Origin of the sequence: Paenibacillus sp. JNUCC32 (assembly GCF_014863545.1) — a bacterium.
GTDB classification, from domain to species: domain Bacteria; phylum Bacillota; class Bacilli; order Paenibacillales; family Paenibacillaceae; genus Paenibacillus_AQ; species Paenibacillus_AQ lautus_A.
Window position 1 is genome coordinate 4122109 of the sequence record NZ_CP062260.1, and the last position, 17701, is coordinate 4139809.

The window sequence follows — 17701 nt, forward strand, 5'->3', positions numbered from 1 at the left end:
AATCGTTCGCCCCCAAGATTTACGCAATAAACCTTGGTATCGTGTCAAATTTTTGAAAAATGGCTCTTTTCATGTTTTCTCTATGCTAGCAGATAGTCGTCAATGCTGGTATGCGCATAACCATGAGCTGCCGCCACGGCTTCATAGGTCACTTTGCCTCCGATGACATTGATGCCCTTGGCCAGCGCCTTGTCATGGCGGGCGGCAGACCGGATTCCGTTGCTTGCTATTTTCAACCCGTAGGGTGCCGTTACATTGGTCAATGCCATGGTGGAGGTACGGGCTACGGCGCCCGGCATATTGGCAACGGCATAGTGGATGACGCCATGTTTTTCATAGGTCGGATGATCATGGGTGGTGATCCGGTCGATCGTCTCGATCGAGCCTCCTTGATCAATTGCCACGTCCACGATGACCGATCCCGGGCTCATCTCTTTCACCATCTCTTCCGTGACGAGGCGCGGAGCCCGGGCGCCGGGAATCAACACCGCACCCACGACGAGATCGGCGGCCTTAACCGTTTCCGCAATGTGATACGGATCGGACATGATAGTTTTGACCCGCCCTTGGAAGAGATCATCCAGCTGTCGAAGCCGGACGGGATTAATATCAAGAATGCTGACGTCCGCACCGAGTCCCAGCGCAATTCGTGCCGCATTGGTGCCGACGATGCCGCCCCCGATGACGGCGACCTTGCCCGGAGCTACCCCCGGGACGCCGCTTAGCAGCACGCCTTTGCCGCCATGCGCCTTCTCCAGGAAATGCGCCCCGATCTGAATGGACATTCTTCCCGCCACTTCGCTCATCGGGGTCAACAGCGGCAAGCTACCGTCCGCCAGCTGTATCGTTTCATAAGCAACGGCGCTCACCTTGCGGTCCACCAGCGCTTTGGTCAGCTCCGGTTCGGGGGCCAGGTGCAGGTAAGTGTATAGAATCATTTCCTCCTGGAAGTAGTCATATTCCTCCTGCAGGGGTTCCTTTACCTTCACCACCATCTCGGCTTTCCAAGCCTCCGCGGCCGTTGCGACCACTTTGGCTCCGGCCGCCTCATAATCTTCATCGGTAAAACCGATCCCCAGACCGGCTCCGGATTGGACAAGCACTTCATGCCCGGCTTTCCTGAAACTGATAACGGTACCCGGCGTCATGCCTACGCGGTTTTCGTTATTTTTGATTTCTTTGGGAACCCCAATAATCATTCCCATGGCCTCCTTCGTGGTCAGCTTTGCCTATCTAATTGCATTGTACCCATTTTTACCCAAACTGTGTACCTGTCTAAGGTCAGGGATTGTCCATCCGAATTTTCATCTATATATCCGTAGTATATGCCGGGACAAGAGGAACGACATACAAAAAATCACTCCCGGCAGACGGATTATAACGGATTTTTGTCCGTTATACCATCCTCTGCCAGAAGTGATACCATACTTGCATATATATGAAAGACTTCCTTGTAATCTCTGATTGCCTTCGCTGATGTGCAATCGGCTTACACTTTTTCGCGATCTTTCCCTTTATCGGATTCGCCTGCGTTTTTATTCGCTTTCTCCCGATCGAGCTGCATCTCCTCCACCGTTTTCACCTTGAGTCTGGCTGCGCCTTCATACGAGCGGGTCGGGATCAGATTGCCGGCCGCCAGGCGTTCCTTCGCCTCGGCGATCGAAGCCGAATACTGAGGAAGCCATGCTTCACCGGCTACCAGCATTTCATCAACCAGCTGCCAGATTTCCTTCGGATTGCATACCGCCCCGACCAGCGGATCCATCATAAACGCCTGCCGAAGCAGCTTGTCATCTCCATGAACCGCCGCTTCAACCGCCAGCCGTTGAACGGATATGCTTACGCTGCATACGGCAGCCGGGCCAAGAGGCAAATTCCCGACAAGCGGCATGGAAATGCCGTTGCGGTCAACGTATCCCGGCGCTTCGATGACGGCATCCTCCGGCAGGTTGGCGATGATGCCTTCATTCACCACATTAAAGTGTCCACGGTATACCCTGCCGGTCTCCAAGCCTTCAATGATGTAGGAGCCGTGCTCCTCTCCCCGGTGCTCCGGCTTGAATTCCATTGCCGGATCCTTCATCCAGTTCGGGAAATCGGTCTCGAACCAGTTGCGCCCCTCGGTGCAAACTCGCAAATATCCGCCCGTCTCTCCGTTAATCCAGCTGCTGAGATCAATCCACTCCGTAATTTCCTCCGGCCGTTTGCGGTACCAAGGCACGTATTCGCTTAGATGGCCGTTGGATTCGGTGCTGTAATATCCGAAACGCCGGAGCATATCGATGCGGACCTTCTCCGTTCTGCTGTACTCCGGATGGCGCTCGAACGCCTCCAGCAGCCCGGCCGTCAAGTCTTTGCCTTGATGCGAAGCTTGAATATACCAGGTCTGATGATTGATTCCGGCACAGACAATATCGACGTCCTGTTTCTTTAAACCGTAAACCTCGGCAATCTGGTGGTGCCCATGCTGCACGCCATGGCATAAACCCACCATCCGCACGCCTCCATACCGATTGCATGCCCATGTCAGCATGGCCATCGGATTTGAGTAATTCAGCAGCAGGACATCGGGCGCGCACACCTCGCGAATATCCCGGCAGATGTTCAGCATCTCGGGGATTCCCCGCTGGCCGTACATGATGCCTCCTGCACAGAGCGTGTCGCCCACGCACTGATCGATGCCGTATTTCAGCGGAATGTCCACATCCGTGCGGAATGCCTTCAGACCGCCCACGCGGATGGTGCAAATGACGTATTTGGCATCCTGCAGTGCCTGCCTTCGATCCGTGGTGGACTGGATCGCAATCGACAGCCCGTTCTCATTAATGTCCCGCTGACATAATTCCGTGACCATCTCCAGGTTATGCCGGCTGATGTCGGTGAAAGCGACCTCGATATCCCGGAACTCCGGTACGGTCAGCAAATCGCGCAGAATCCCCCGGGTAAAGCCGATGCTTCCCGCTCCGATAAAAGCAACCTTAAATGACATTTCATCCTCTCCTAAGCTACTAATTAGATTGTACCCATTGTAGCAATGGAGGGACGGTAAGCGTTATCAAAATCATGACCTCTTGGACCCTTCGGAGTCAAAAATCCTCACTTCTTATCTTCAACATCGTCTTCACCGTAGTTCCAGGCATTCCGGTCTTTCCGAAGACGATATTCCACCGGCGTGCTGCCCGTATACTTCTTGAATAACATATGAAAATACTGCCTGCTGCCCACACCCACATAATCCGATATTTCATGGATGGGGATATCCGTCTGCTCCAGCAGCATCTTGGCCTTTTCCATTCGGATCGTTGTCAGGTACTCGGTTATCGTCCTGCCTGTCCCTCTGCGGAATACCCGGTGCAAATAACCGGGATGCAGATTCACTTCCGCGGCTACGTCCTTCACCTGAATCTGGCGGTCATAGTTCTGATGTAAATAATCGACGCTGCGTTTAATATAGAAGTCGCTCTGCTGCATGTCGCTGCGTTCTCTTTCTTCATACAAACGGGCGATGCATACCAGCAGCTGTATAAACAGCGCATGCGTCATCATCCTGCCGTCGGTACCTCTCTGATCGAGCTCAAGCACAAGACTTTTCAGCACCGGATATACCTCCTCCTGATCAGCCAGCACCAAATAGCGGAACGGCCGCTTCAAGAGAAAAGATACCTCTTCTTCTTCTCCGACGATATGCCTTAAAGATGGCGCCTTCCCTTCACTTTCCATAAAACCGAATTCCACGTTCAGCATTCGGCATGAGGCGGCCTGATCCACGATTAACCGATGCGGAACACCGGCATCCAGCACCATGAACTCCCCTTTCTTCAAAATGACGCTCTTCTCCGTATCGCCTGCCTTCACGTCAATCCGGCATACTCCGGAAATCATATACATGATTTCGGTTGAATCATGCTGATGGTAAGGCATTTCATAATTCATCCACTGTTTATAATAATAGGCATAAAAGTGCGGGACATAGTCCCCCTCTCCCAGCATTTGCTGAAATAAGCTGCCGTTCACAATCACTCCTCCTCCCCTTTGTCATAAGCAGAACAGCATTCGGTTTATAAAAAACGCCCATCGACGCCATTAACTTACAGAACTCGGTGACCACGGCTACGCGCATATAAAAAAGCCTGGCCCTTAGGCCAAGCTTATCATCATTATGGCAGTGGTGCTACGAGATTTTGAAAGCGGAGACGGTATGGTTCAACTCTTCGGCAAGCTCGGCAAGCGATTGTGCCGTTGCAGCCGATTCCTCGCTTGTAGCCGCCGTTTCCTCCGTGGAAGAAGAGATCGTCTCGATAGCCGTCGCCACCTCTACAGCCTGGGCCGCCTGCTCCTCGCTGGCGGCGGCAATATCCATGACTTTGCCTGCCGACTCATTCACCATGCTTGTAATATGGGCAAAGGCTTCCCCGGCTTTTTCCGTATGGATGACGCCCTGATGCACCGCCTCCACGCTATCGGCCGTATTCTTCTGCATGCCTTTGATAATGTCGGCAATCTGCTTCGTGGCTCCTCCGCTTCGTTCGGCAAGTTTACGCACCTCATCCGCCACCACGGCGAACCCTCTCCCTTGATCCCCTGCACGTGCAGCCTCGATCGTGGCGTTGAGCGCAAGCAGATTGGTCTGCTTGGCGATATCGTCGATTACCTCGATGATTTCGCCGATCCGCTGGGAGTCTGTCTCAAGCTTGGCAACATGCTCGCGTATCCGATTCATGCCTTCCACCGACTGCTGGACGATTCCGCTGCCTTCCGCTGCAATCCCGGAAGTCTGGTTCACGAGCTCGGACGCTACCGATGCATCGCTTGCAACGGAATTGATGGCATTGGACCATTCCTGGAACAATTCGCTGACCGTTTGCACGGATTCAGCTTGGCTGCTGCTGCCCACCGCAAGCTCCTCGGCACCGGCCGACAGCTGCTGCGAAGCGGCGGCAACCGAGGATGCATTCATATTCACTTTGCCGATCATTTCCCTCATGCTCTCCAGCAGCTGGGCGAACACCCGGGACAACGTTCCGATCTCATCCGCCCTGCGAAGATAATCCGCGGGAACCTCCTGCGTGAAGTCTCCCTTGGACATGGACTCGCCGATCGCTACGGAAACGCCCAGCGGTTTCACGATAGATCTCGTTAACAGGATCACGATGACCGCCAAGGCCGCCAAAGTGATCACGCCTGCCGCTATGATGGAGATGATCAAGGCATCCGAATTCGCCGTAATCTCATCCATCGGGATAATGATGGCGGCCGACCATGGCGTTTCGGTCAATCCGGTCTTAATCGGCGTATACAGCTTGTACAGCGCGGAGTCTTCCTCGGTATAGACATCCCCTTCCCGAATGGCATCCAGTATGAGGGGAACCGTCTTGCCAGGATATGCTTCTTCCAGCTTCTGTCCCATCAATCCGTCCTCCGGCGACGTTACGATCACGCCGGTATTCGAATAAATATGCGCATACCCCGTATCAAATAACCGGAATTGCTCCATGACGCTTTGCAGATGTGCGAGGGATATATCGACGCCCACTACGCCGACGGTCTTGCCGTTATCGATAATCGGCACGACGAGCGACGTCATCATGACATCCTCGTTGCCTACTTTGAACTCGTACGGATCCATAATGATCTCTTTGCCGCTGTTCTTCGCCAGAAGATAGAAGTCGCCTTCCCCTTCCTGATCGTAATCCTCTATAATCGTACGTTCCAGACCCGCTTCTGTCCTTGCCCAGTAGGACATCATGCGGCCCGAATGGTCGCTGCCGAGTTTGTTTCGGTAATCGTTGTCCCGGCCGTCAAAAGCATTCGGCTCCCATAACGTCCAGATTCCTTTCCAGGACGGATTATCCTCCAGGTTTCTTCTCAATATTTCATTAACGGCTTGACGATTCGTTGTATCGGTCTCTTTCATGCCAACGAAGCTTACGGCCAAAGTACGTGCAGAGTTCATGACATCGTCAAGCTCGGCCTGAACCAGCGCGCCGATCTTCTCACTCGTTGTCACTGCAAGCGTCTTGGCCGAATCCAGAGCTTCTTCCGTTGTCGTCATGCTGATATAGGTCATCATACTGCCTAAAAATATCGTGATTGCTCCCAAAATTATAAGCAGCATGCGACTTTGAAGTTTCATCGCAAACAGAGATTTCCATCGTTTCATTATGAGTCACCCTCGCTTCTTCCGGCTGTTAAATTCATTCCACTCTTCTTCAAGCTGCGCCAAAACTTCCTCAATCTCTTCCCGTGACAAGAGATCATCGGCGCCATATTCAAATAGGTCCTTTGTCATGCCGCAAGTTACCACCCTTCCTACTTACAGACTATATCCATCCAGTAAGATAAGCATATACACTTGCTTACCGTTCGTAACCGAAATTCTCTTGCGTGCTCACGCAAGAATTTTGCGGGATACCTTGCGGTTTATTGTCGAATCTTTGCGAAATGAATCGGAGTCATGTCGAAACATGCTTTGGATATCGTCTGAACTTATAGAAAAAAGACCGAGCTATCAGCTCATCTGAACAAAATCGGAATCCGACAGAATCCCCATTTGCTTCGCTTTCAGCGCAGCCTCTATGCGCGACTTCACATTCAACTTTTGAAACAGGTTGGTTAAGCAGTACTCCAGTGAACGCTGGCTCATAATAACCGTCCCCGCAATTTCCTTGTTGCTCTTTCCTCGAGCGATCTCCTTAAGAATGCTGTATTCTTTATCGGTTATAGACTGGGCTGCCGGCGCACCCGTCGTCCGTTCCGGGCCACTCGCGGTCACGCGGCGGAGCTGCTTCACAAGTGTCAACGGAAGAACCACTTCGCCTCGCAGCGCACATCGAACAGCCGTCACCAGCTGCTCTTTGCCTGACGTTTTCGAGACAAAACCAGCCAGTCCCGCCTCCATGATCAGGTTAAAATGATTGCTGACTTCAAAGCCCGTATAGATCAGCATCACCGCGTTCGGGGCGATCCGGAGGATCTGCTTGGCCAAATCGATTCCGTTCATACCCGGCATATGCATATCGATCAGCATCACGTCAAAGCGCTCCGCTTTGACCAGCTCCAGCGCGCGCTCCGGCGTATTTGCAAGCTTGACGAACATATCCTTTTCCTGTTCGAGCAGCACCTTGGTTCCCTCCATCACCGAGGGATGGTCATCCACCAATAAAATATCGATCTTCATAACCCTCATGACTCCTTTAGTCTGGTATCTTGTTTGCTGCTTTGCCGGCATCCATGCTTACTTTGCCGTTATCGATATATAGACAGCCAGCCCCCCGCTATCCGATGAGTCGAACTGGATTTTGCCGTTCATGCTTCTCACCCTTTCCTTCATGCCGCCGATTCCCATACTGTTGAATTGATCCGGCTTTTGGCTGGGATCGATTCCGACTCCGTTATCTTCATAACTCAGATTGACCTCATCCGACTGGGTGGACAAACGAAGCTTTACCTCCGTCGCATTGGAATGCTTCGTGGCATTCGCCAGCAGCTCCTGAACGATCCTGTACAACCCGATCAAATGGTCGTCACTGATATCATCAACGAAGTTCGAGCAGTCGAACTGTATGGAGTAATTGGTGCGGAGCTGGGTGAATTCAAACAATGCCTCAAGCGAACGTTCCAGCCCCTCTTCCTTCAGCAGCGGTGGGCGAAGCTCATTGCAAGTGATTCGGATCTGATAAATGACATCCAAAAGCCCCTGCTCAATCTCCTCCAGCTGTGGACGCAGATGTTCCGGCAGATCAAGATCGGATGTAATCTGATTCAATTTCCTGTACCAAATAATCTGTTCCTGGAGCGCGGCATCGTGAAGATCCTGGGACAGTCGCTTCCGCTCATTCTCGGAGAGATGCAGCATCAGCCGCAGCAGCCAAAGGGGCATGATCTGCTGTGAGGATCCCAGCTTCTCCAGCTCCCTCGTCAAGTCCTCAATCACGCGAAAATTATCGTACAGGACGCTTGCATAGCGGGTAATCGTCTCCAGCCATATTTTCTTGGCCTGAATCATGAGCAGCGGGGCCTCGCCTGCGATGCAGACGATGCTGCTGTCCCCGTTCATCTCCCCGATCTTGACGAAATATCCGTCGCACGTCTCAAACAGCTTGCAAAGCGGAATATGCTCGGGGCCGCATTTATGGATCGCGTGAAGCACCCTTTGCGGCAGCTCTTTGCTGCCGCCTTGAATCTTGATATGCAGGCTGTGGTGGTTGATCCGGATCAGGCTCACCCGGTCCGTTCCCAGCACTTTCCTGATCTCCTGCACGATCCGGGCGTTCAATTCGCTGATCTTCACCATCCCGAACAGATCCGAGGAGAATTGATCCAGGCTCATCTGAAGCCTGAAATACCGGTCCTCGCTCTCCCGGACAAGCCGCTCTGCCGCAATCCGCTCGCGTTCGGCCTGCTTCTGTTCCGTTACATCCCGAATAATGGTAAGCGCCGTATTATCGCCTATATAAGGGATCGGCGTCGTGATGGCCTCGATATCGATGATCATTCCATCCAGCCGGACCAGCTTATTTCCCGCGAGCTCGGAGGTAGTCCCGCTTTTGTACACATGTTCAACCTCAGACGCCACGAACTCGAGCTGGTCGGAAGGAATCACGTCCTGGAAGGAGGTGCCGTCCAATTGCGCGATGTCCGTAATTCCCAATAAGGATAAGCCAGCGGGATTGGCATAAATGTAAGAAAAATCGGAGTGCAGGAACATCGCGACCGGTGCGATATCCAGAATGTGGCGGTTGATACGGTCGCTCTCCATCAGAGCCCTTTCCGCTGATTTACGGGCGGTAATATCCTCGAAGAAAATTTCAATGGCGTCCGATTCCTCGTCATACAGGGCCGTCGCCACGACATCGACCCGCTCTCCGTCCACCCGCTTTATGGATAACTCCTCGGGAACGACCCGCCTGCTGCGAATCAGCTGCGTAAGCCGTTTGCGTGCCCACTCCTCATAGGGATCAAACACCCAGTCCCAAGGATCGGTGCCCAGGATCTTGTCGGGTCCAGCGGCTCCAAGGATCCGAAGTCCGGCGGGATTCACGTACATCAGCTTGCGTTCTTTGCACACCGCGATGGCAATAGGCGATAATTCCACGAGGCGGCGATACCGGTTCATGCTTTCCTTGAGCGCCTGCTCCATCTTCTTGCATTCCGCCATATCATACAGCGCCTCTTCCATGCGGAATCGGGTGGTGATGTCAATGGCAATGCCATCGGTACGGACGATTTGCCCGGTCTCATTCATCGTCGGAATCATTTTCACCTGAACCCAGCGTACGTCGCCCTCCGCGTGGAGGATGCGGTATTCGGTATGGACCGCCTCGCCTTGCCGGAGCTTGTCAACCAAGGTTCGGAACAGCGCCATATCCTCGGGATGAATCATCGTTTCCCAGGAGAGCCCGTCCGAGAAATCGCGATGCGAATAACCCGTGATTTTATGAAAAGCCAAGGATGTATTTCGTATGGTCCTGGTGCCGACATCGTATGACCAAATCCCGACATCCAGCGTAAGCAGCATATCGTCAAGCATGCGGAACCTGCTCTCGGCCATGTCCAAGGCCCGATGGCTTAACTTCCGCTGATAACCACATCTGTATAAGATAATCAAGAAAAGAATCGTCATGGCGGCCAACACCAAAACGGTTGCCCCCAAGAAGTAGCTGTGCATGATGTTTGATAGTCTCCTTATGAAGCATACACGCAAGCCACGACAGGGGCTTTGCGTTATGCCGAATGCAGGCTGCGGGACGAACCCAATGGCAGCCATATCATTTATCGGCAGATCCTTCACAAATGCGAAGATCAGGGACTAAGAAATTTTATGTCACGTTTCTGAGTGTCATATCTGCGAAAATACACGAAGCGCCAGCGGTCCTATGAAGTGCATGCCCTATGTGAAAATGGTCGATCGACGTACATGCCAAGATGACAGACTACGTATCAAAGGGAGTTTTATTGCGTGTCCAGGAGGGTACGCCTGTGGAGATACTCCCGTTCCTTGTCTCTTGCCAAAAATAAAAGCTCGAAGCGGTTTCTCGCTTCGAGCTTTCCATAAGCGTTCCATAGCTAACGGCCTTATGCCAGATCCCACTCGGAATGGATCTTGGGCACATCCGATATCAGCTGCTGCGTATACGGATGCTGCGGGTTCAGGATAACCTCTTCCGCCGGTCCGCGCTCCACGACTTTCCCCTGTTCCATAATATACAGCGTATCGCTTACATAATAAGCTAGCCCTACGTCATGGGTTATAAAAATAATCGTCATGTTATTCTCATCCCGCAGCTTCAAGAGCATGTCAAGGATCGTGGACCGCGAGCACGCATCGACCATGGAGGTCGGTTCATCCGCAATAAGCAGCTTCGGATGAAGCATGAAAATCCGGGCGATCATCAGGCGCTGCATCTGCCCGCCGGACAATTCGAACGGATATTTATTGTGCAGCTCTTCGAATTTTAGATTGACGAAGGAACACGCTTCCTTCATCTTGCGGAATTGCTCCTCCTTCGTCAGTTTATCTCCCTGCAGCTTAATGCAGTCGAGCAGCAGCTTCTCCACTTTGTAGAACAGGTTGAACGAAGAGAACGGGTCCTGGAAAATCGCCTGAATGTTCTTCCAATAGCGCTTGCGGTCTCCATGCCGCTTCAGCCGTCTCGGTTTGCCCATATATTCAATCGTCCCGCTGCTCTCTTTCAGCAAGCCCATGATCATTTTTGCCAGCGTCGTTTTGCCGCTTCCGCTCTCGCCGACAATCGATATGATTTCGCCTTCATGAAAGGTAAAGCTGACATCCTCCACGGCGGTTGTCTTCTGCTTCCCGTAACCGAACACCTTCGTGAGATGCTCTCCCCGAATCAGTACGTCATTCCCCTTCATTCGCATACCACTCCTTAAGCACATCAGGCTCCACGATGCACCGATAGATTCGATCCCCCACGGTCCGGCTCGTTATCTTGCCCTTCCGGCAGGCATCCTGCACATAGGAGCAGCGGTCGGCGAACCGGCAGCCCTCCGGCACGTTCTTCAGATTGGGCGGGGTCCCCGGAATGGCGGCAAGCTTATGGCCCTTCATGCCCTCCTCGGGCACGATGATGGAGCCCATCAGCTTTTTCGTATAAGGATGGATAGGGTCAAATATCATTTGCTCCGCGGTTCCCCGCTCCACGATTTCCCCCGCGTACATGACGATGATGTCATCCGTTACATGATAGAGCAGCGGCAGCTCGTGCGTGATGAAGACAAGGGATTGGATAAAGCCGCGGTCCAGCAGGCTCTTCAGCAGCTTGATAACCGCTTTCTGCGAGGTTACGTCCAGAGCCGAGGTCGGTTCGTCCGCAATCAGCACTTTCGGATTCAGAATGGTGGAAATCGCGATGACCGTTCTCTGCTTCATGCCCCCCGACAGCTCGTTCGGATAGGAGTTCAGCACCTTGGTCGACAAATTCAAGGTCTCGAACCGCTCCGCCGCCATATCCCACACCTGCTTCTTGTTCAGCTCGGGGCGGTGCTCCTTCATGATATCCTCGATGAATCGAATGATTTTGAGCGTTGGATTCAGGGCATTCATGGCCGCTTGCGGAATATACGATATCTCTCTTCCCGACACCCGGGAACGAAGCTGTTCCTTGCCGAGCTTCATAATGTCCGTGCCGTTGATGACAATCGAGCCGCTGCCGAAATGCAGCGGGGGAAAATAGAATCCCATCAGGCTGAGGGCAAGGGTCGATTTGCCGCAGCCGGATTCGCCGGCAATGCCAAGCGTCTTCCCCTTCTCGAGCGAGAAGCTCACGCCGTCTACGGCATATACATGCTCCTTCAGCCGGGTACGGTAAAAGGTTTTCAATTCGTTAACTTCCAGTATATTTGTGCTCAAGGCCCCATCAGCTCCTAATCTTCGGATTGAATATTTCATCCATGCCGGTGTTCATCATGTACAAGGAGAAGGTGATGATGGCGATGGAAATCGCCGCCGGGATAAAGGCCCACCAGGCCCCGGCAACCGGCGCTTCGAAGACGAGCGCCCAATTCATGATGATGCCGAGGGAAATCGTGTTGTAAGGGCCGAGTCCCAGCATCGAGATGGAAGCCTCGGAGAGAATGCCCGATGCCGTCTGCAGCACGAAAGCCATCACGACATAGGAGGCGATGTACGGCAAAATCTCCGAGACAATGATGCGCGGCGTGCTGTACCCGGAAATTTTGGCGATGTTCACGTGATCCCGGTTTCGCAATGAGGAGGTTTGCGCCCTTACGGCCCTGGCCGTCCAGGGCCAGCTGGTGATGCCGATGATGACCGCCGTGACAAACGAGCTGCGCGAATCGATGCTCACCGAGATCAAAATCAGGATGACAAAGGAAGGAATCACGATGAAAATGTTGGTGATCGCGGTCAGCAGATTATCGATCATGCCTCCGATATAACCTGAGGCTAAACCGATCACAAGGCCGATGACGGTAGCAAATACGCCGGCAATCAGCCCTACCTGCAGGGAGGTCCGAATGCCGTAGATCAATTCAAGAAATAAATCCCTGCCGAAGTTATCCGACCCGAGCAGCAGCTTCGAGTCCGGCGGTTGATATGCCAGCGCGATCATTTCCAGCGGGTCATTGCGGTTAAAGAGCGGGTAGATCAGCACCATGCCGATCATGGCCAGCAGCATGCAGGCTCCGAACATAAACTTTGGCGATTTGATCAATATGCGAAAGGAACTGTTCATATTATTGATCCTCCATCTGAGCGGCCTTGATTCTCGGATCGATCCAGCCGTAGATTAAGTCGATCGTAAAGTTGGCCAGCAGCACAGCCAAGGCGATCAAGAGGGTGCAGCCAGAAATTAACGGATAATCGAGCTGACGGATCGCCGTGAACATCCAGGTTCCGATCCCCGGATAACTGAACACGATCTCGCAAATCAGAGAGCCGCCTACCATCGTGCCGATGGATAACGCCAGTCCCGTTATCTGGGGCAGCATGGCATTCCGGAATACATATTTCGCGATCTTGGAATCCCGTATCCCGAGCAGCTTGCTGTACAGCACATAATCCGAATTGAGCTCATAGATGGACATCTCGCGCATGCCGATGGCTTGACCCCCGATGGTCACCAGCACGATCGACAGGAAAGGAAGCGTGTGATGCCGAAGCACCGAAGCGAAGAATTCAAAGCTGAGCGTCGGCACCATCTGATAGTCGTAGCCGCCATGCAGCGGAAACCAGTTCAGGGACAGCGCGAACACGTACAGCATGATGATGGCCAGCGTGAAGAACGGAATGGAATTCACGAATAAAGCCACCGGAAAAATCACTTTATCGAACACGCCCTTGCGGTATGCCGCAACGGCGCCCAGCACGTTGCCGATGATCCAGCCAACCAGGATGGCCGGAAGCTGGAGACCGATCGTCCACGGCACTGCCGAGGCCAAAATCTCCGTGACCGGTTTCGGATACAGCCCGAACGAAGTGCCCAGGTTGCCGGTCGCCAAATTTTTCAGATAGATGAAGAATTGTTCCCATAAAGGCTTGTCGATGCCGAACTCCACGAGAAAAGTCTCATAGACCCGCTTGATCGTATCGCTGTCGGTCATCCCCTGCGTCATCTCGGACACGATCATGCTGACCGGATTCCCCTCAATCATCCGGGGCAACAGAAAGTTCAGCGTAACGGCGATTACCAGCGTCAGAAAATACCAGAAGAACTTCTTGACGATATATTTTCCGTAAACACTCAAGCAGCTCACCCCCATGAATCGCACCTTCGAATTTGGTGGAAAAGAGACCTATATCAGGGGTGCTAATCCACCAATACAGGTCTTCGTTCATTGAGTTATATCCTCAGTTATGAATCTGATACAGCGACTTGATGCCGGCCCCATCCATCGAAATTTGAGGAGGGATGTTGCTGCCGTCCCCTTCGGTCGGGAAGCCCTTCCAGACCGATTCATTAACCGTATCGAATACCCATGGACGATACATGAGCGGAATCGACGGAATATCCTTCAACCAGATTTGGGTCAATTCGGTGTAGAGCGCTTTCAATTCGGCTTCGTCCGAAATGGTAGGAATCTTCTCGATGATGGCATCCGCCTGATCGTTCTTGTATCGGCCCCAGTTGTAGAATGCCATTTCGCCCATTGGCGCAACGCCTTTGGAGTACATGATGGTCATGGCGCGGTTCCACGGCTGGCTCGGGCTGACTCCGCCCGCAGGCGTGTTCATGATAATGTCGAACTTGCCGGTCTGAAGATCATTGGTCCATACCGGCGCTTCCGGGAATTTGGTCCGAATCTCGATGCCGATCGCTTTCGCGTTCTGGGCGACGATCTCAAGCGCCGCATTCCAATCCGACCAGCCGTACGGACATTCAATCTCAAACGGACCGAGTCGGGTACCGTTCAGAACGCGGATGCCGTCTTTCCCTTTCGCGGCACCGATGGAATCGAGCAGCGCATTGGCCGCCTCCACGTCCGTTGTCCACTGGAGCGGTTTGATGGCCGCCTGGTCCACATATTTCGCTTCGGCCTCCGTATTGAGCGTCAATGACGGCTCCATCGGGGCGGAGTAGCCGCTGATGGCCAGCTCCGAGATTTTGCCGTAGTCAATTGCCATGGCAATCGCTCTGCGGACATCCGCATTGTCGAGCCCTTCCTTTGTCATGTTGAAGAAAATCGACGGCATGGAGCCCGGCACATAATAAGGCGCCTCTTTGATATAGGTTTTGACCGGAGCCCCGCCTTCCCACATTTTCCATACCTGCGGAATAAACTGCTGCGATACGTCGACCTGGCCGCTCTTGAACGCCAGATCGCCCGCGGCATTATCTTTATAGATGACATGGGTGATGTACTTTGGAGCCGGCAGCTTGCCGAAGAGCGCCTGGCCCCAGTAGTTATCGTCCCGTATAATCGTGATTTTCTGGTCATTGTAAAAATACATTTTATAAGGCCCCGTTCCGATCGGGTCCTCGTTGACTTCCTTCCGAATGGTGGCAAGGTCGTTGTTGGCCTTCTTCTCAACCTCTTCCCAGACATGTTTAGGCAGCATCGGCATGATCTCAATGCTGTCGAGCACCGTCAACTTGTTCGGATTGTCTTTGTTGAGTGTGATGTTCACCGTTTGCGGTCCGTCTGCCGTTACGTCCTCGATGTACGTCCAGAAGCTGCTCCAGTTGATGTCATACTTTTTGCCAAGCTGGTAGGTATAGACGACATCGTCGGAGGTGAACGGCTTGCCGTCGCTCCATTTGGCATCCTGGTTCAGCTCGATCCGCAAGTTGAGATCGTCGGTCCATTCGTACTTGGTCCCAAGCAGCGGCTCTAACTCGCCTGTGAGCTGGTTGACCATAAACAACGTTTCATACACCAGTTCCCTCGAATTTCCGTAGTTGATCGGAAACGCCGGGTTTCCGCTAAGCAGGTTGAAATTCGTGGGCGCTCCCCATTGCAAGCCGTTCACGTAAAGCGTTTCGTTTCTCGGCGTTGCTTTCGCATCGCCCTGCGGTGCCGGTTCTTCGCTTCCTCCGGGCGTCTTAACTTCTTCATTAGGCGGCGGTGTTTCTGATGCTGTCGGCGGCGGCGTTACGCTTTGGCACCCCGCGACAAAAAAAGACGCGGCCAACAATAGAATGAACATGGGTCTCAGAACGGTTTTCAGCTTCACTTGTGAACCCTCCCATTCATGGAAATGTGTTCTCACTTAAGTGCTGAGTATCCGAGTCGAACATCGGTTGTCTGCAAGCGCTTTCTTGATGGATTTATATGTACCTCGGTTCAATCTGAGTACGAATTATTTTTTTTGTCATTTTTATTCAAGCCTCAAGGATTTTTCCATTTGACGTCGAACTTGAATGGACATGGTAATCTAGCGGACGATCCGATACTCTTCAAAGGGGTGGGCCTACTGCCTGTGATCAAAGATGTTTTGCTGCAGCTGTTGTTTGCATTGATGCCTTTTGTTGCATACAACATCTATTACAGAAAACTGACTGTCAACTATTCCCGTAATTTCATCATTGTCATTTGTTCGCTGTGCATGCTGCTGTCCATGACCTTTGCTTCGTCTGTCCAAAGCGGTCTGATCTTTGACGTACGGTATGTCATTATGTTCTTCGGCATGCTGTTCGGAGGGTTCCTGACAGGGGCAATTCTGCTCGTGGAATTTCTAATCTACAGATTGTACATTGGCGGATCCGGCACGATCGACGCCATTATAATCTTGATCTTTACGTTCCCGCTGTCCGTTCTGCTGTCATTCCTGTATCACCGAAGCAAACACAAATTATGGATCATTTTTATAGCCGGCATCAGCTTCTCGGTCCTTCCGCTCCTGGTGCTCTATATAACCAAGCCCGACTACATCATGAATTACTTTGTTTTTAATATTTTAGCCATGCCGGTTCATAACTCGCTCGGGATATGGCTTCTCGTGACCCTGTTTAACAAGTCCGTATCCGACAAGGAGCTTTATCTGCGGTATATCCAGAATGAAAAAGCCGAAGCCGTGAATCATGTCGCCGCCTCCCTTGCCCATGAGGTCCGCAATCCGCTGACCACCGTGCTGGGGTTTCTGCAATTGATCAAAAGCGGCACGTTCCCTCCGGAAAAGACCGAACGATTCCTAGAAATCAGCATGGAGGAAATTCGCCGAACCGAACAGATCTTGTCCGAATACCTCTCGATCAGCAAGCCTCACTTGCCGTTTCAGCAGCGAATCGAGCTTACCGCCCAAATCAAGTCCGTCGTTGAGCTTATGACTTCATATGCCAATATGAGCAACGTCACCCTCAGCACGGACTCTCCCCAGTCGAATCTCTACATTTCGGGGAGTCCCGCAGAGCTCAAGCAGCTGCTGGTCAACTTTATTAAGAATGCGATCGAGGCGTGCAAAGACGTCGACAACGGCATGGTCAACATTACCGTCTATGAAGAAACGGACCAGGTGGCCGTGGAAATCAAGGACAACGGGATCGGCATGACCCCCGAGCAGCTAAGCCGTCTCGGTTCGATCTACTATTCCACCAAAATGAGCGGGACCGGGCTTGGGCTTACCTTCTCCTATCAAGCCATCCGCGCCATGAACGGAAGCGTCTCGGTTCGAAGCTCGCCAAGATCGGGAACCGTGTTTCTCATCACGCTCCCGCGCGCGAAACTGAACCCGTAAGGGATGACGCACGAGGTCCGTTAACGAAAAAGAGAGACGTCTTTCGCAGCGAAAGAGCGTCTCTCTTTTATTGGGCTTGCAGCATAATTTCTTTGGCCTCAAAACTTCTGTTGTTTTTGCTTATGTTCAACGGCTTTTTTAACGTGATGCGGATAAGATCGCCTTCCTTTAGCTCATCCAGCGTGATAGCTCCTCCTCCACTTGCCTTCAGGGAAGTCGATTCGGTGACCAGCACCTCACAGTGGTACCCCTCATCCGTGTGATTCTTCCGGTTACGATTCACTTCGTCGGAGCAGTCCACGGCAATCCTGTCGTCTTCCAGCGAATAAACCGCGGACTCGAACACCGTTACATCACGGGCACATCCCGCCGTAAACAGGAACAGCAGGCACATAAATAGCCTCAGCTTCATACCGCGCCCCCATATACCTGCATAAGCAGTTTTCATTAACATAGAGTGACAGGCAAAACGAGTCATCATTAGGTTTAGTGTAACATCGGCCCATCCATTGCGCTTCAAAAAAAAGCAAGGAGCGGGGAGGATCC

Annotated in this window: 14 protein-coding genes; 1 reads left to right on the top strand and 13 read right to left on the bottom strand. The window is 52.5% G+C overall.

What is annotated here, in order from left to right:
* Positions 1-80: 80 nt before the first annotated feature.
* From ald to JNUCC32_RS18635, 12 genes are all read right to left on the bottom strand, one after another.
* On the bottom strand, positions 81-1199 hold the full coding sequence (gene ald / locus JNUCC32_RS18585; RefSeq protein WP_192569417.1) for an alanine dehydrogenase: 1119 nt from the start codon (positions 1197-1199) through the stop codon (positions 81-83).
* Positions 1200-1489: 290 nt separating this feature from the next.
* Positions 1490-2989: an alpha-glucosidase/alpha-galactosidase gene (locus JNUCC32_RS18590; RefSeq protein WP_192569418.1), complete on the bottom strand. Its 1500-nt coding sequence runs from the start codon at positions 2987-2989 to the stop codon at positions 1490-1492.
* 107 nt (positions 2990-3096) lie between these two features.
* Complete coding sequence (locus JNUCC32_RS18595) at positions 3097-4014, bottom strand: AraC family transcriptional regulator (RefSeq protein ID WP_192569419.1); 918 nt, start codon at positions 4012-4014, stop codon at positions 3097-3099.
* Between the two features lie 157 nt (positions 4015-4171).
* Positions 4172-6160 carry a methyl-accepting chemotaxis protein gene (locus tag JNUCC32_RS18600; RefSeq protein ID WP_192569420.1) on the bottom strand — a complete coding sequence of 663 codons (1989 nt, stop codon included), beginning with the start codon at positions 6158-6160 and terminating at the stop codon, positions 4172-4174.
* A gap of 6 nt (positions 6161-6166) precedes the next feature.
* Positions 6167-6289 carry a hypothetical protein gene (locus JNUCC32_RS31720; protein WP_260871434.1) on the bottom strand — a complete coding sequence of 41 codons (123 nt, stop codon included), beginning with the start codon at positions 6287-6289 and terminating at the stop codon, positions 6167-6169.
* A 219-nt stretch (positions 6290-6508) separates the two neighbouring features.
* A complete protein-coding gene (locus tag JNUCC32_RS18605) occupies positions 6509-7177 on the bottom strand; it encodes a response regulator transcription factor (protein WP_192569421.1) in 669 nt (222 codons plus the stop codon).
* Between the two features lie 57 nt (positions 7178-7234).
* Positions 7235-9667, bottom strand: a complete 2433-nt coding sequence (locus JNUCC32_RS18610; protein ID WP_192569422.1) for a sensor histidine kinase — start codon at positions 9665-9667, stop codon at positions 7235-7237.
* A gap of 407 nt (positions 9668-10074) precedes the next feature.
* Positions 10075-10875: an ABC transporter ATP-binding protein gene (locus JNUCC32_RS18615; protein WP_009591620.1), complete on the bottom strand. Its 801-nt coding sequence runs from the start codon at positions 10873-10875 to the stop codon at positions 10075-10077.
* Positions 10862-11872, bottom strand: a complete 1011-nt coding sequence (locus JNUCC32_RS18620) for an ABC transporter ATP-binding protein (RefSeq protein ID WP_015733868.1) — start codon at positions 11870-11872, stop codon at positions 10862-10864. Before JNUCC32_RS18620 ends, JNUCC32_RS18615 begins: the two co-directional genes overlap by 14 nt.
* Before the next feature lie 7 nt (positions 11873-11879).
* The gene (locus JNUCC32_RS18625) at positions 11880-12716 is read right to left on the bottom strand and encodes an ABC transporter permease (protein WP_009591588.1); all 837 of its coding nucleotides are present in this window, start codon (positions 12714-12716) and stop codon (positions 11880-11882) included.
* Between the two features lies 1 nt (position 12717).
* On the bottom strand, positions 12718-13728 hold the full coding sequence (locus tag JNUCC32_RS18630) for an ABC transporter permease (protein ID WP_085981266.1): 1011 nt from the start codon (positions 13726-13728) through the stop codon (positions 12718-12720).
* 103 nt (positions 13729-13831) lie between these two features.
* Entirely contained in the window at positions 13832-15655 is a 1824-nt protein-coding gene (locus JNUCC32_RS18635) for an ABC transporter substrate-binding protein (RefSeq protein ID WP_145038723.1), read from the bottom strand.
* A 246-nt stretch (positions 15656-15901) separates the two neighbouring features.
* Between JNUCC32_RS18635 and JNUCC32_RS18640 the strand changes: the two genes are divergently transcribed.
* Positions 15902-17155 (top strand): sensor histidine kinase, encoded by a 1254-nt coding sequence (locus tag JNUCC32_RS18640; RefSeq protein ID WP_228468782.1) that lies wholly within the window; start codon positions 15902-15904, stop codon positions 17153-17155.
* Between the two features lie 67 nt (positions 17156-17222).
* Here the strand turns inward: JNUCC32_RS18640 and JNUCC32_RS18645 are convergent, their stop codons facing one another.
* A complete protein-coding gene (locus JNUCC32_RS18645) occupies positions 17223-17567 on the bottom strand; it encodes a hypothetical protein (protein ID WP_192569423.1) in 345 nt (114 codons plus the stop codon).
* Between the last annotated feature and the right edge of the window lie 134 nt (positions 17568-17701).